The following is a 14,557-nucleotide window of genomic DNA, read 5'->3' as shown; positions in this document are numbered from 1 at the left end:
ATCTGGCGTTGACTTTTGGCACGCTGTTGAGTTCTCAAGGAACGGTCGCTTCCTTTGTACTCACCCTCTCGGGCTTTCCTCCGGGCTTCCCTTCGGTGTTTCCAACCTTATCAGATCCGTTTTCCGTTCCGTTCCCGGTCGGAATTCATTTCCGGTGGCCGTTGGAGGGCCTTTGCCTATTCGATTGCCTTCCGGCTCTCTTTCGGCTTTTCCGACTTTATCAGAAGTTCTTGACCGGTCTGACCGGCCATTCGTTTCTGAGTAAATCAGAGGGTGGCTTCGATGTTCGGAGAGAACTCTCCGTTATGAAGCAGATCGATTCTAAACGATCGGCCCTGAACTTGTCCAGTTCTAGGCAACTGTTTGAATCTACCTCCCCGCCGGACCTGTGTCAACAGGTCTTCCGGGGCGAAGAGGAGACTAGCAGCTCACGGGGGGTCTGCGCACATCAGGCGGCCGTTGGGACGAACGCGCTGCGCTCGGTCTCCTCGAGGTCACCCGTCTCGCCGGCACGTGCCGCACGGCCGCCTAGGACGAAGACATAGGTGAGGAAGGCCAGCTCAGCGACGACTCCGATGCCGATGCGGGCCCAGGTGGGCAGGCCGGACGGGGTGACGAAGCCTTCGATGGCCCCGGAGACGAACAGGACCAGAGCCAACCCGATCGCCATGCCCACGGCGGCACGGCCCTCTTCGGCGAGGGCGTTGCGGCGGCTGCGCGGGCCTGGGTCGATGACGGTCCAGCCGAGGCGGAGCCCGGTACCCGCGGCGACGAAGACCGCGGTGAGTTCGAGCAGGCCGTGCGGGAGGACCAGGCCCAGGAAGGCGTCCAGACGGCCGGCCGAGGACATCAGACCGAAGCCGACACCCAGGTTGAGCATGTTCTCCAACAGGATGTACAGGACCGGCAGCCCGAGGAAGACGCCCAGGACCAGACACATGGCGGCGGCCTGGGCGTTGTTCGTCCACACCTGGGCGGCGAACGAAGCGGCGGGATGGCTGGAGTAGTAGGTCTCGTACTCACCGCCGGGCCGGGTCAGCTCGCGGAGCTGGCTGGGGGCGGCGATCGTCGACTGCACGTCCGGGTGGGTGCCGATCCACCACCCCAGAAGGATCGCGACGGCGGTGGATATGAGCGCGGTGGGGACCCACCAGTGACGGGAGCGGTAGACGGCGGCCGGAAATCCCTGCCCGAGGAAGCGGGCGACATCGCGCCAGGAGGCGCGGCGGGTCCCTGTCACAGCGCTACGCGCGCGTGCCACGAGTTGGCTGAGGCGTCCGACGAGCTGTGGGTCGGGTGCGCTGGACTGGATCAGGGAGAGGTGTGTGGCGGTGCGCTGGTAGAGGGCGACGAGTTCGTCGGCTTCGGCTCCGTTGAGGCGCCGCTGGCGGCGGAGGAGCACGTCGAGGCGGTCCCACTCGGCTCGGTGTGCGGAGACGAAGACGTCGAGGTCCATCGGGTCTGCCTGCTCCTCGGCTGGTCGTCGACTGCCTGTCTTAGCTGTCAGCTTGTCGTACTGCGGCGCGATGCGCTCTCAGCTTGGCAGACTTGCCCTGTACAGGGCAGACCAGGGGAAGGCGGCGGGCGTGAGTGAGCTGGTGACAGGTGAGGCGGTGGCCCTCGAACTGCGTCCCGCGAGGCTGCCCAGCAGGGCGCTGGCCGTGTTGCTCGACCTGGTCGTGGCCATCACCGTGTACATCGGTGTGTCCATAGGTCTGGTGGCGGCCACGGCCTCGCTGGACGAGGCCGCACAGGTCGCGCTGTCGCTGGCGGCCTTCCTGTTGCTGCTGGTGGGCGGGCCGATAGCGGTGGAGACCCTGAGTCATGGGCGCTCGCTCGGGAAGATGGCCTGCGGGCTGCGCGTGGTGCGCGACGACGGCGGGCCCATCCGGTTCCGGCACGCGCTGGTGCGTGGTGCTCTCGGCGTCGTCGAGATTCTCATGACGTTCGGGGTCGTCGCCTGTATCGCCTCGTTGGTCTCGGCGCGTGGCCGGCGGCTGGGGGATGTGTTCGCGGGGACGCTGGTCGTACGTGAGCGGGTGCCGGTCGGGCAGACCCGCTTCATTCCGCCGCCTCCGCCCTGGTTGGCGGGACGCTTCGCCGAGCTGGACCTGTCTGCCGTTCCGGACGGGTTGTGGCTTGCCGTACGGCAGTACCTGACGCGGATGCAGCAGCTCGATCCGCAGGTCTCCTGGGCGATGGCCGAGCAGCTCGCGACCGACCTCGCGGCCCGGACGGGGACTCCGGCACCGCAGGGCATTCCGCCGGCGGCGTATCTGGCGGCGGTGGCGCAGGAGCGGCAGGCGCGCGAGGCCCGGCGGGCCTTCGCCGGCCAGGCTCCCCCGGAGTCCGGCGCGCCGAACGCGTACGCCCCGCAGGCACCCGGCGTTCCCTATGGCTACGGCTACGGCGGCCCATCGGTGCCGGGTGCGCCCCACGGGTACGTTCCCCCGGTACCGGGTGCGCCCCACGGGTACGTTCCCCCAGTACCGGGTGCCCCCCACGGGTACGCACCTCCAGTACCGGCCGCGCCCCATGGCTACGCTCCCCCGGTGCCGGCTGCGCCGAACAGTTTCGCCCCGCCGGTGCCCCAGGCGCCCGTGCCTCCGTCGCCTTCGTACCGGCCCGGCCCCGCGGAACCGGCCTTGACGTATCCCCCGCCGGAGCAGCCGCCGGCTCCCACGTCGACCACGCCTCCAGCGACCGAGCGGCCCTCCACCGGGTTCGTGCCGCCGGCCTAGGCGCGAACCCGGCGCCGCGACGGGTCAGCCGTCGAAGACGGAAGGCGGCGACTGCAGGTCCTCCAGCTCGATCCCGGGTGCCGCCAGGACCACGTCGCCGGCGAGGTGCACGGTGTGCTGTTCTCCTGTGTCCAGGGCTGTGACCTGGTATTCGTCCACGGTCAGGGGGCCGTTGTCAGTGGCGTGTGCTTCGCTTTTCACCAAGGCCCAGGACTGGTCCACGGTGCGCGGGGCGAGGACCGGGTCCGTGAAGGCCAGCAGGCGTACGCGGGTCGCGGCGGCGGAAGGGGTGAGGCGCAGGAGACGGGCGGTGGCGACCAGGAACGCGGGGGACGTGCCGGTGAAGGCGTGGGCGCGCACATGGCCTTCGGTGGCATGCATGCCGGTGGGGTCCGTGCGGACCCAGGTGACGCCGTCGAGAGCGGCGCCGCGCACCCGCCAGCTTCCGGCGTGGAGTTCGAGGCGGATGGGGCGGCCGAGGTCGTCGAGGGCGAGGTCGACCGAGCCGCCGTGGTCACCGGAGGGGGTGGTCACCTGGGAGACGTAACGCCAGCCGGAGGGGCCGGGGGCGCACTGGAAGTGTTCTTCGCCGAGGGGGGTGTGATCGTGCGGATCATGGAGCGAATAACGGCCGCGGGGCATGGGGGTCCTGGGTCTCGGCGGGCAACGGGTCCGGGTGCCGGTCCTGCGGTACGGCCGCGTGGGTGGGTCGGCGGACCAAAGGGGCAGGCCCCCGGCACGGGGGTGCGGGGGCCTGCCTCTACGGACCGGAGCGCCTGCCTCCGGGAGAGCGTGTCAGTGCACTGGCGTGCTCTCCCGGACGGCGGGTCGCGGACTCAGCTGAGGCACCTCAGTCGCGGTACCTCAACAGCGGTACCCGAGTAGCGGTACCTCAGTAGCGGTAGTGGTCCGACTTGTACGGGCCCTCGACCTTCACGCCGATGTACGAGGCCTGCTCGGGGCGCAGCGTCGTGAGCTTCACGCCGAGTGCGTCCAGGTGCAGGCGGGCGACCTTCTCGTCGAGGTGCTTGGGCAGCGTGTAGACGCCGACCGGGTACTCGTCGGGCTTGGTGAACAGCTCGATCTGGGCCAGGGTCTGGTCCGCGAAGGAGTTGGACATCACGAACGACGGGTGACCGGTGGCGTTGCCCAGGTTCAGCAGGCGGCCCTCGGAGAGGACGATGATCACCTTGCCGTCGGGGAACTTCCAGGTGTGGACCTGCGGCTTGACCTCGTCCTTGACGATGCCGGGGATCTTGGCGAGGCCGGCCATGTCGATCTCGTTGTCGAAGTGACCGATGTTGCCGACGATGGCCTGGTGCTTCATCTTGGCCATGTCCGAGGCCATGATGATGTCCTTGTTGCCGGTCGTGGTGACGAAGATGTCGGCCTTGTCGATGACCTCGTCGAGGGTCGTGACCTGGTAACCGTCCATCGCGGCCTGGAGGGCGCAGATCGGGTCGATCTCGGTGACGATCACGCGGGCGCCCTGTCCGCGCAGGGACTCCGCGCAGCCCTTGCCCACGTCGCCGTAGCCGCAGACGACCACGGTCTTGCCGCCGATCAGGACGTCGGTGGCGCGGTTGATGCCGTCGATCAGGGAGTGGCGGCAGCCGTACTTGTTGTCGAACTTCGACTTGGTGACGGCGTCGTTGACGTTGATCGCCGGGAACAGGAGCTCGCCGTCGCGCTGCATCTCGTACAGGCGGTGGACGCCGGTCGTGGTCTCCTCGGTCACGCCGCGGATCTCGGACGCCAGCTGGGTCCACTTCTGCGAGCCGTCCGTGATGGTGCGGTGCAGGAGCTCGAGGATGACGCGGTGTTCGTCGGACTCGGCGGTGTCGACGGACGGCACCTTGCCGTCCTTCTCGTACTCGACGCCCTTGTGGACGAGGAGGGTGGCGTCACCGCCGTCGTCCAGGATCATGTTCGGGCCGCCGGTGGGGGTGTTCGGCCAGGTCAGCGCCTGCTCCGTGCACCACCAGTACTCCTCCAGCGTCTCGCCCTTCCAGGCGAAGACGGGGACGCCCTGCGGGTTGTCCGGCGTGCCGTTCGGGCCGACGGCGATGGCGGCGGCCGCGTGGTCCTGGGTGGAGAAGATGTTGCAGGACGCCCAGCGGACCTCGGCGCCGAGGGCGACCAGGGTCTCGATCAGGACGGCGGTCTGCACGGTCATGTGCAGGGAGCCGGTGACGCGGGCGCCGGCCAGCGGCTGCGCGTCGGCGTACTCCTTGCGGATCGCCATCAGGCCGGGCATCTCGTGCTCGGCGAGGGTGATCTCCTTGCGGCCGAAGTCGGCCAGGGAGAGGTCGGCGACCTTGAAGTCCTGTCGGTTGTCGACAGTCGTCATTGCGAGCTGCTCCTCGGTATCGGGTCGAGGGTGGGTACGGCTGGTCTGCGCGGCGGCGGACACAGGGGTGCCCGAGAAGAGGACACAGGCATGCCCACGTGCGCGCAGCGCAGTCCGTCGGAGGCCCTCTCTCCCTCGGTCGGCCCGCATGGGACCGCCCGACCGCCATCAGCAGCGACGTCTGGCTCCGTCCCAAGCTACACCGGTGGGGCGGGCGTCCCCAGTCCGCCTCCGAACAGTTCACGCCGTTCGAGGGGGTGAGCGTCGTCGGACGGGTGGGATGTGAAGAGGTGATGAGGGTCTCGGCGAGGGGGTGCGCAGGGTCGAGCAGAAGGGGATCAACCAGGACTTTCGCGCCTTTGGGCAGGGGCGGGGGTGTTGCAGGATGCAGGGAGATCGGGAGTTCCGATCGAGCGCGCGGGGCGTCCGGGACGGCGTTTCGTGTGACGAAGGCGTTAGGAGATCGACGTGACCAGTCCGGCCGGCCCTCCCCCCACGGGCAGCCACGGTGACGAGCCGAAGAAGGTGAAGCTGCTGGCGGTGACCGCATGCCCGACGGGTATCGCGCACACCTACATGGCAGCCGAGAAGCTCGCGCAGGCCGCTCAGAGCCGCGGTGTCGAGATGAAGGTGGAGACACAAGGGTCCATCGGGGCCGAGAACATATTGACCGACAACGATGTCAGAGACGCGGATGGCGTGATCGTCGCCGCGGACAAGGACGTGGACCTGGCTCGCTTCGCGGGCAAGCGGGTGCTCAAGGTCGGGGTGGCCGAGGGGATCCGGCATCCCGAGCAGTTGATCGAACGGGTCCGGTCGGCGCCCGTGCACCAGCCCGGGGGTACGGGCGCCGACCCGGCGGCGGGCGGCGGCAGGGAGCGGAGCGTTGCGTACAAGGCGCTGATGAACGGGGTCAGTTACATGATCCCGTTCGTCGTGGTCGGTGGGCTGCTGATCGCGATATCGCTCTCGCTGGGCGGGAACCCCGACCCCTCGGGCGGCCTCGTCATCCCGAAGGACTCCTTCTGGATGGACGTGAACAACATCGGTGTCATCGGCTTCACGCTGATGGTGCCGATCCTGTCCGGGTACATCGCCTACGCCATCGGTGACCGGCCCGCCCTGGTGCCGGGCATGATCGGCGGCTGGATCGCCAACACCGGGGCGCTGTACGACTCGAAAGCGGGCGCGGGGTTCATCGGGGCCATCGTGACCGGGTTCCTGGCCGGATATCTGGTGCTATGGATCAAGAAGGTCAAGGTCCCGAAGTTCGTCCAGCCGATCATGCCGATCATCGTGATCCCGATCGTGGCGACGACGGCGCTCGGGCTGTTCTTCATCTACGTGGTCGGAAAGCCGATCGCCTGGGTCTTCGAGCATCTGACCAGCTGGCTGAGTGGGATGACGGGCACGAGCGCGATCCTGCTGGGCGCGATCCTCGGCCTGATGATCGCGTTCGACATGGGCGGGCCGGTCAACAAGACGGCGTTCCTCTTCGGCGCCGGGCTGATCGCGACCGGCAACCAGACCGTGATGGGCATGTGCGCCGCCGCTATCCCGGTCATGCCGCTGGGGCAGGGGCTGGCCACGCTCATCCGGAAGCGGTGGTACGACGAGCAGCAGCGGGAGACCGGGCTGGCCTCCCTGTTCATGGGCTGCTTCGGTATCTCGGAGGGCGCGATCCCGTTCGCCGCTGCGCGGCCCGCGCAGGTCATCCCGGCCAACATGCTGGGCGGCGCGGTGGCCGGCGCGATCGCCGGGCTGGCCGGGGTGAAGGACGCGGTGCCGCACGGCGGGCCGATCGTGGCGGTGCTGGGCGCGGTGAGCGGCGTGCCGATGTTCTTCGTGGCCGTCGTGATCGGGACGGTGGTGACGGCGCTGACGACCGTGGCGCTGGTCGACCTGAGCATGCGGAAGAGGAGCGCCGAGCCGGTGATGAGCGCGGGCGCCCTCGTCCAGGTACCCGAGTCCGTGCTGGTCGGGGCGGTGGCCGGCGGGGGTGCGGTTCCGGTGGCGGCCAGTGCGGACGGTGGGCGCGGTGCGGGCGCCACGCCCGATCGGACGGCACCGACGGCGACGGCAACGGCAACGGCAACGGGGACAGCGGCGACGGAGACGGACACGGCGGAGACCGCGGCCTCAGGCGCGGCGGCCATGGCCGACCGGCCGATGGCAACGAACTCGATCGGCGGGCCGGGTGCGCCGGGTAGGCCGGATGCGCCGGATGCGCCGGATGCGCCGGGCACTGCGGGTTCACCGGGTGCACCTGACACTGCGGGTGCACCGGACACCGCGGGTTCCCCGGACACCGCGGGTTCCCCGGACGCCCCGTCCACCGCAGGTGCACCGGACGCCCCGGACACCGCAGGTGCACCGGACGCCCCGGACACCGCAGGTGCACCGGACGCCCCGGACACCGCGGGTTCGCCGGATGCCCCGGACACCGCGGGTTCGCCGGATGCCCCGGATGCATCTCAACGCGACTCGGTCGAGGTGCTCTCCGGGTATCTGACCGGAGGGACCGTCAAGGTCCGGCTGGACGCGGACGGCAAGGAGGACGCGATCCGGGAGATGGCCGGGTTGCTGGCGCGCAGTGGCCGGGTCGCGGATGTCGAGGAGCTGGTGGCTACCGCGCTGCGGCGCGAGGCGCAGGGGACGACCGGGCTCGGCGAGGAGATCGCGATCCCGCATGCCAAGACGGATGCGGTGACCGCGCCGGTCGTCGGGTTCGCGCGGTCGGCGGAGGGCGTCGAGTGGGGCTCGCTGGACGGGACGAAGGCGCGGCTGGTCTTCATGATCGCCGTACCGGAGGCGGCTGCCGGTGACGAGCATCTGCGGATTCTCGCGCTGTTGTCCCGGAAGTTGATGGACGCCGGGTTCCGGGAGCGGCTGCTGGCCGCGGCGGACGAGCAGGCGGTCCTGGGTGTGCTGAGCGAGGTCGGGTGATCGGATGACGGCGGGCCCGCCTCCCCGTCGACGGGGAGGCGGGCCATGTTCGGCGTGCGCTGAGCCAGAACCGTGGCCCCGGGCCACGGGCACAGCCGCGGCCACAGCCAGTGGCGCCGACGCGACCTTAGGCGTCGCCCACGACCGTCATGGCGGTCCGGGGAGGCTCAGTGGCCGGCGGGGTGGGGGGTCGGTCCGCCCGGGGTGGCTTCCGGGTCGGGGCCCTTGGCGGCCTCGGCCTCGTTGTAGATGTCGGGCTCGAGGTAGATCACGCGGGCGATGGGGACCGCGGTGCGGATGCGGGCCTCGGCGGCGTTGATGGCGTTGGCGACCTCGGCGGCCGTGTCGTCGTGCTGCACGGCGATCTTGGCGGCGACGAGCAGTTCCTCGGGGCCGAGGTGGAGCGTGCGCATGTGGATGATGCCGGTGACCGTGTCGCCGTCGACGATCGCGGCCTCGATCTTCTGGACCTCTTCGACGCCGGCGGCCTCGCCGAGGAGAAGGGACTTGGTCTCGGCGGCGAGGACGAGGGCGATCAGGACGAGGAGGACACCGATGCAGACCGTGCCGATGCCGTCCCAGACGCCGTCACCGGTGAGCAGGGCGAGGCCGACGCCGCCGAGGGCGAGGACCAGGCCGATGAGGGCGCCGAAGTCCTCGAGGAGGACGACCGGCAGCTCGGGGGCCTTGGCGCGGCGGATGAACTGCGACCAGGACAGCTTGCCCCGCAGCTGGTTGGACTCCTTGATGGCCGTGCGGAACGAGAAGCCCTCGGCGATGATCGCGAAGACCAGGACACCCACCGGCCAGTACCAGTGTTCGACCTGGTGGGGGTGGCTGATCTTCTCGTAGCCCTCGTAGATGGCGAACATGCCGCCGACCGAGAAGAGGACGATCGAGACGAGGAAGGCGTAGATGTACCGCTCGCGGCCGTAGCCGAAGGGGTGTTGCGGGGTCGCCTCGCGCTGGGCCTTCTTGCCGCCGATGAGCAGCAGGAACTGGTTGCCGGAGTCGGCGACCGAGTGCACGCCCTCGGCGAGCATCGACGAGGAGCCGCTGAACGCGAACGCCACGAACTTCGCTGCCGCGATCGCGAGGTTGGCGCCGAGTGCCGCCACGATCGCCCTGGTGCCGCCTGACGCGCTCATGTGTCCGCGATGTCCCTTCTCGCCGTCGTCCGTCTACGCCGTCCAGGCGTGCGCTCGTCTTTGCCCGTGCTTTGCCGGATGGGTCATTCTTGCAGCCCTGCCGGGGAGCGGCTCGTCAGGTATCCACAATCCCGGTACGACAATCAGACCCATCCGGAAACACAGATCCCTCAGACGATCACCGTGGCACGGAAGACCGTGCCCGCGCCCGAGACCTCCGCCTTTTCGCCCGCCGGGACGAACACCGACCGGCCGGGGGTCAACTCCTCCTCGCCGGCCCGGACCACGCCGGCCGTGCAGAGCAGGATCTGCGGGGTCGACAGGGTCAGGTCGTGGGGGCCGGCACCCTCGGGCATGACGTACCGGGAGAGCCGGAACTCGTCGATCGGCGTCTCGTAGACCTCTTCGCCGTCCGGGGCGGCCTCGGGGCGCAGCACGCCCGCGTCGCCCGCCTCGAAGCGGACGACACGCAGGAGTTCGGGGACGTCGACGTGCTTGGGGGTCAGGCCGCAGCGCAGCACGTTGTCGGAGTTGGCCATGATCTCGACGCCCAGGCCGTCGAGGTAGGCGTGCGGGATGCCGGCGCCGAGGAAGAGTGCCTCGCCGGGCTGGAGGCGGACGTGGTTGAGGAGCATGGCGGCGATCATGCCGGGGTCGCCCGGGTAGTGGTGGGCGAGGTCGGCGTAGGGCGCGTGGTCGCCGCCGAGGCGGGCGCAGGCGGCGGTGGTCTCGGCGACCGTGTGGGCCATCTCCTCACGGTCGGCGGTGAGGATCGCGGTGAGGACCTCGCGCAGGGCCGCTTCCTCGGGGTGGGCGCGCAGCAGGTCGACGTACGGCTTGAGGGAGTCGACGCCGAGGGCTTCGAGGAGTTCGGCGGCCTGTTCCGGGGCGCGGAAGCCGCACAGCCCGTCGAACTCGGTGAGCGCGCAGATCAGTTCGGGCTTGTGGTTGGCGTCCTTGTAGTTGCGCTGCGGGGCGTCCACCGGGATCCCGCGTCGCTCCTCGTCCTCGTAACCCTCCCGCGCCTGCTCCAGGTTGGGGTGCACCTGGAGGGAGAGCGGGGCGCCGGCCGCGAGGATCTTGAGCAGGAAGGGCAGCCGCGGACCGAACTTGGCCACGGCCGCGTCGCCCAGCTCGGCCTTCGGGTTCGCGTCGATGACCTCGCCGAGCGTGCCGCGCGCGGTGCGCGAGGGAGCGCCCGGGTGCGCGCCCATCCACATCTCCGCCTGCGGCTCGCCGCTCGGTTCGACCCCGAGCAGCTTCGGGATGGCGGTCGGGGAACCCCAGGCGTAGGGGCGGATGGTGTTGTCGAGGCGGTCCATGACTTCTCTCTGCCGGTTCTCTCTGCGTACGGGGCGGCCAGCGAACAGGGTCGCGGTGAGACGCGGGGCGCGCCGCACAACGGCGCACGACGTTCCGCGATCCGCGACGGGTCCACGACCACGTACGCCGGTGTACGAGCACGTACGCCGAGGTACGAGCGCGTGCGCCGGTGTACGGCGGCCGTGTTCACCGTGTGTTTCCCCACCGGTTCGCCTTCGGTACGGCCCTCAGGTCGTCCTTCGTACGGCGGGACCGGTGTCGGTGTCCATCTCAGGCCCCCGATGCGAGCGCCAGGTAAACGGCGGCGAAATCCGTGACGGCGATCAGTTCCGCGAGGGTCTCCAGCTCGTCGCCCTCCTCGGGCTCCAGCTCGCTGACCGGGGCGTCGTGGCCGAGCGCGAGCTCGCGGGCGGCGGGCGCGGCGGTGAGGCCGCCGAGGGGGCGGTCGCGCAGCAGTACCACGTGCGCGTGCAGCGCGGGGGCCTCCTCCACGCGGTCGCGGAAGAAGTCGTCCGGGTCGGCGCTGGCGGCGAGCGGGCCGGCCAGCAGGGCGTGGTGGGCCGCCAGCGCCTCGGGGAGTTCGGCGGCCAGGGCGGGGCGGCCGGCCAGTTCGGCGAGGGCGGCGGCGAAGCGGCGGCCCGCGGGGCCGGCCGAGACGCCCTCCGTCCAGACCACCGGGAGCGCGTCGGCGAGGTCCGAGGCGAGGGTCTTGGCGGGGTTGCTGTAGGTCACGATGGCCGGGCCGCAGCGCTCGGCGACCCGGTCGAGACGGTCGGCGACCTTCTCCAGGTCCTCCGGCGGGGCGGTGACCAGGCCGATGCGGTCGAGGAGCACCAGCAGCGGAGTGAGCAGCGCCCACAGGACGCCCGGGGAGGAACCGGCGAGCGGCTCGCCCTGGTCGTACGGGGCCGTCGCCATCGGTACGAAGATGCCGTGGGCTCCGGCCACCGCCTCGGCGAGCGGGGTCCCCGCGGGGGCCACGGCGGCGACCGAGCAGCCGCGCCGGTAGGCCTGGTCGGCGAGGAGGGACAGGCTGGGTTCGGTGCCGTCCGGGGTGGCGATCAGCAGCAGGTCGACGGAGCCGGCCCAGCCGGGCAGCTCCCAGCGCAGGGCGCCGGCGGCCGGGGCGACACCGGAGGGGGCCAGCCGGATGACCGGGCTGCCGGGGCCGGCCAGCGAGCCGAGGAGGTCGGCGGCGTGGGTGGCGGCGACCCCGGGACCCGCGATCAGGACGGCGCGCGGGCGGCCGTCCGGCTTCAGCTCCTGGACACCCGCCTCGATGGCGTGCCGGGCCGCCGTGCGGACGCGGGCGCCGGCCTCGGCCGCGCCGCGCAGCAGACCTCGGCGGTCTGCCTCGGCGAGGCCCTCCGGTGTGTCGAGCAGCGATTCGTCGAGCATGGGAGCGGCCTCCGGTTGCCGGGGTCCTGGTGCTTTGCGGTCGCGGTCGCGGTTGTTGTGCTTGTGCTCGTGGTGCTTACGCGGGTCGGCGGGCCTCGTCGACAAGAAGCACCTCGTGGTGCTTACGCGGGTCGGCGGGCCTCGTCGACGAGAAGCACCGGGATGCCGTCGCGGACGGGGTACGCCAGGCCGCAGTCCTGGCCGGTGCAGATCAGCTCGGCGTCCTGCTCCTTGAGGGGGGCGTGGCAGGCCGGGCAGGCGAGGATCTCCAGAAGGCCGGCTTCGAGCGGCATGGGGTTTCCCTTCGGGGAGTGGGCGTTCGCGTTCGGTCAGATTACCGCCGCCGGGCTGGGCGGGGCCGACCTCAGCCCCTGATGATCGCCAGTACCTCGTCCCGTACCTTCGTCATCGTCGCCTCATCCCTGGCCTCCGCGTTCAGGCGCAGCAGCGGTTCCGTGTTGGACGGGCGGACGTTGAACCACCAGTCGGCGGCGGCGACGGTGAGCCCGTCCAGGTCGTCCAGGGTGAGGTCGTCGCGGTCCCCGTAGGCCGCACGGATCTCCGCGAGGCTGGCCTGCTGATCGGCGACCGTGGAGTTGATCTCGCCGGATCCGGCATAGCGGTCGTACTGGGCGACGAGGGAGGACAGCGGGCCGCTCTGGCCGCCGAGGGCGGCGAGGACGTGCAGGGCGGCCAGCATGCCCGTGTCCGCGTTCCAGAAGTCCTTGAAGTAGTAGTGGGCCGAGTGCTCGCCGCCGAAGATCGCGCCTTCCCTCGCCATCTCGGCCTTGATGAACGAGTGGCCGACGCGGGTGCGGACCGGCGTGCCGCCGTTCTCCCGGACCACCTCCGGGACGGTCCAGGACGTGATCAGGTTGTGGATGACGGTGCCCTTGCCGCCGTTCCGGGCCAGTTCGCGGGCGGCGACCAGGGCGGTGATCGCCGATGGCGAGACCGGCTCGCCGCGCTCGTCCACGACGAAGCAGCGGTCGGCGTCGCCGTCGAAGGCCAGGCCGAGGTCGGCCGACTCCTCCCGGACGCGCCGCTGGAGGTCCACGATGTTGGCGGGGTCGAGCGGGTTGGCCTCGTGGTTCGGGAAGGTGCCGTCCAGCTCGAAGTACATCGGGACCAGGGTCAGGGGCAGGCCCTCGAAGACCGTCGGGACCGTGTGGCCGCCCATGCCGTTGCCCGCGTCGACCACGACCTTCAGGGGGCGGATGGAGGTCAGGTCCACGAGCGCGCGCAGATGGGCCGCGTAGTCCGACAACGTCTCGCGGGTGGTGATGGTTCCGGGGGTGGCGGCCGGCTCCGGCGCGCCCTCCTCCGACCAGCGCTCCGCCAGCTCCCGGATCTCCGTCAGACCCGTGTCCTGGCCCACCGGGGCGGCTCCCGCACGGCACATCTTGATGCCGTTGTACTGCGCCGGGTTGTGCGAGGCCGTGAACATCGCGCCAGGCAGGCCGAGCGCGCCCGAGGCGTAGTACAGCTGGTCGGTCGAGCACAGGCCGATCTCGGTGACGTCGACACCGCGGGCCGCCGCGCCGCGCGCGAAGGCGCGGGACAGGCCGGGCGAGGAGGGCCGCATGTCGTGGCCGACGACGATCGCGGCGGCGCCGGTCACCTGTACGAACGCGGCGCCGAACAGCTCGGCGAGCGCCTCGTCCCACTGGTCCGGAACCACCCCGCGCACGTCGTACGCCTTGACGATCTGCGACAGATCAGCAGCCACGGCCAACCCTCCTGAAGTCCTATCGGTCGCCCCAAACTACCTGCCCGGGGGTAGGGCTCGGACGCGGGATCCACCGGCGGGCCGCCAGCCGACACCGGGCCGTGATCTGCGGCGATCCACGGCGGTCCCGCGCGATCCCAGACGATCCATCGCGATCGAACACGGTCAGTCCCGCACAGCCGGGGCTCGCACCGGCGGCCGCCACCAACTGGCCGACGGTGGCCGCCTGTCCGGGAGGCGACAGGCCGAACGCGGCGCCCTGTGCGGCACTGGGCCCCATGGAATGGCCGCCGCCTCCGCGACAGCGACAGCGACAGCGACAGCGACAGCGAGGGCGAGGGCACGTCAATGCGCCCGCATCACCCGACAAGGCGGAGTGGGAGAACCGAACGAGGGAAACGGGGAGAGCCCGTCGAGGGGCAACGGGGAGAACCGAACGGGGGGAACGGGGAGAACCCCTCAAGGGCAACGGGGAGAACCGAACGAGAGGCGCAGCGGGAGGGAACCCCGGGGCGGCTGCGAGGGACGGCTCAGTTGTCCGGTGACCGAAGCACCCGCAGGTGGCCGCGTCGTGCGACCTCCATCGGGTCCGCGCCGCGCCCGCCGCCGCCCGCCTCGGCCGCCCGCTCCTGGGGGCGGGCCGCCTCGCGCACCGCGTTGGCGAGCGCTTCCAGGTCGTCCCCGCTGGGACGGGCCGGGGCGGAGCCGTCGATGAGCCGGACGACCTCCCAGCCGCGCGGGGCGGTGAGGCGCTCGGAGTGCTCGGCGCACAGGTCGTAGCAGTGGGGTTCGGCGTAGGTGGCGAGCGGGCCGAGGACCGCGGTCGAGTCGGCGTAGACGTACGTCAGCGTCGCGACGGCGGGTCGGCCGCAGGCGGTTCGCGAACAGCGACGTACAGGGCTCACGACGTTGGACGGTACCG

At 70.8% G+C, this 14,557-nt stretch carries 11 protein-coding genes; 2 read left to right on the top strand and 9 right to left on the bottom strand.

Going from position 1 to position 14,557, the window contains the following annotated elements; translation table 11 throughout:
- Nucleotides 1-448: 448 nt before the first annotated feature.
- Nucleotides 449-1,456, bottom strand: a complete 1,008-nt coding sequence (locus ACWDGI_RS34090; RefSeq protein WP_450765731.1) for a stage II sporulation protein M — start codon at nt 1,454-1,456, stop codon at nt 449-451.
- A 130-nt stretch (nt 1,457-1,586) separates the two neighbouring features.
- On the opposite strand from ACWDGI_RS34090, the gene ACWDGI_RS34085 reads away from it, so the two are divergent.
- Nucleotides 1,587-2,741, top strand: a complete 1,155-nt coding sequence (locus ACWDGI_RS34085; RefSeq protein WP_450765730.1) for an RDD family protein — start codon at nt 1,587-1,589, stop codon at nt 2,739-2,741.
- A gap of 24 nt (nt 2,742-2,765) precedes the next feature.
- Here ACWDGI_RS34085 and ACWDGI_RS34080 read toward each other — a convergent pair whose 3' ends face one another.
- Both ACWDGI_RS34080 and ahcY read right to left on the bottom strand, forming a co-directional pair.
- On the bottom strand, nt 2,766-3,383 hold the full coding sequence (locus ACWDGI_RS34080) for a hypothetical protein (RefSeq protein ID WP_450765729.1): 618 nt from the start codon (nt 3,381-3,383) through the stop codon (nt 2,766-2,768).
- 250 nt (nt 3,384-3,633) lie between these two features.
- Nucleotides 3,634-5,091 (bottom strand): adenosylhomocysteinase, encoded by a 1,458-nt coding sequence (ahcY, locus tag ACWDGI_RS34075; RefSeq protein ID WP_385002500.1) that lies wholly within the window; start codon nt 5,089-5,091, stop codon nt 3,634-3,636.
- A gap of 468 nt (nt 5,092-5,559) precedes the next feature.
- Between ahcY and ACWDGI_RS34070 the strand changes: the two genes are divergently transcribed.
- Nucleotides 5,560-8,037, top strand: a complete 2,478-nt coding sequence (locus ACWDGI_RS34070; protein ID WP_450765726.1) for a fructose-specific PTS transporter subunit EIIC — start codon at nt 5,560-5,562, stop codon at nt 8,035-8,037.
- Between the two features lie 167 nt (nt 8,038-8,204).
- On the opposite strand, the gene ACWDGI_RS34065 is transcribed toward ACWDGI_RS34070, so the two are convergent.
- From ACWDGI_RS34065 to ACWDGI_RS34040, 6 genes are all read right to left on the bottom strand, one after another.
- Nucleotides 8,205-9,185, bottom strand: a complete 981-nt coding sequence (locus ACWDGI_RS34065; RefSeq protein WP_450765724.1) for a cation diffusion facilitator family transporter — start codon at nt 9,183-9,185, stop codon at nt 8,205-8,207.
- Nucleotides 9,186-9,355: 170 nt separating this feature from the next.
- Nucleotides 9,356-10,507, bottom strand: coding sequence for a mannose-6-phosphate isomerase, class I (gene manA, locus ACWDGI_RS34060; protein WP_450765722.1), 1,152 nt, complete (start codon nt 10,505-10,507; stop codon nt 9,356-9,358).
- A 271-nt stretch (nt 10,508-10,778) separates the two neighbouring features.
- Nucleotides 10,779-11,906, bottom strand: a complete 1,128-nt coding sequence (locus ACWDGI_RS34055) for an SIS domain-containing protein (RefSeq protein WP_450765720.1) — start codon at nt 11,904-11,906, stop codon at nt 10,779-10,781.
- Nucleotides 11,907-12,028: 122 nt separating this feature from the next.
- Entirely contained in the window at nt 12,029-12,199 is a 171-nt protein-coding gene (locus ACWDGI_RS34050; RefSeq protein ID WP_020940431.1) for a Trm112 family protein, read from the bottom strand.
- A gap of 71 nt (nt 12,200-12,270) precedes the next feature.
- Nucleotides 12,271-13,635: a phosphomannomutase/phosphoglucomutase gene (locus ACWDGI_RS34045; RefSeq protein WP_450765718.1), complete on the bottom strand. Its 1,365-nt coding sequence runs from the start codon at nt 13,633-13,635 to the stop codon at nt 12,271-12,273.
- A gap of 530 nt (nt 13,636-14,165) precedes the next feature.
- The gene (locus tag ACWDGI_RS34040; RefSeq protein ID WP_450765716.1) at nt 14,166-14,540 is read right to left on the bottom strand and encodes a DUF3499 domain-containing protein; all 375 of its coding nucleotides are present in this window, start codon (nt 14,538-14,540) and stop codon (nt 14,166-14,168) included.
- Nucleotides 14,541-14,557: the final 17 nt, after the last annotated feature.

It is taken from the genome of Streptomyces sp. NPDC001220 (genome assembly GCF_053597895.1).
The sequence above is the reverse complement of the archived record's forward strand: the minus strand, read 5'-3'. Positions and strand labels throughout refer to the sequence as shown.

Coding starts and splice junctions, on each gene's coding strand:
- ACWDGI_RS34090 (WP_450765731.1), bottom strand. CDS start 1,456: ATGGACCTCGACGTCTTCGTCTCCGCACACCGAGCCGAGTGGGACCGC.
- ACWDGI_RS34080 (WP_450765729.1), bottom strand. CDS start 3,383: ATGCCCCGCGGCCGTTATTCGCTCCATGATCCGCACGATCACACCCCC.
- ahcY (WP_385002500.1), bottom strand. CDS start 5,091: ATGACGACTGTCGACAACCGACAGGACTTCAAGGTCGCCGACCTCTCC.
- ACWDGI_RS34065 (WP_450765724.1), bottom strand. CDS start 9,185: ATGAGCGCGTCAGGCGGCACCAGGGCGATCGTGGCGGCACTCGGCGCC.
- manA (WP_450765722.1), bottom strand. CDS start 10,507: ATGGACCGCCTCGACAACACCATCCGCCCCTACGCCTGGGGTTCCCCG.
- ACWDGI_RS34055 (WP_450765720.1), bottom strand. CDS start 11,906: ATGCTCGACGAATCGCTGCTCGACACACCGGAGGGCCTCGCCGAGGCA.
- ACWDGI_RS34050 (WP_020940431.1), bottom strand. CDS start 12,199: ATGCCGCTCGAAGCCGGCCTTCTGGAGATCCTCGCCTGCCCGGCCTGC.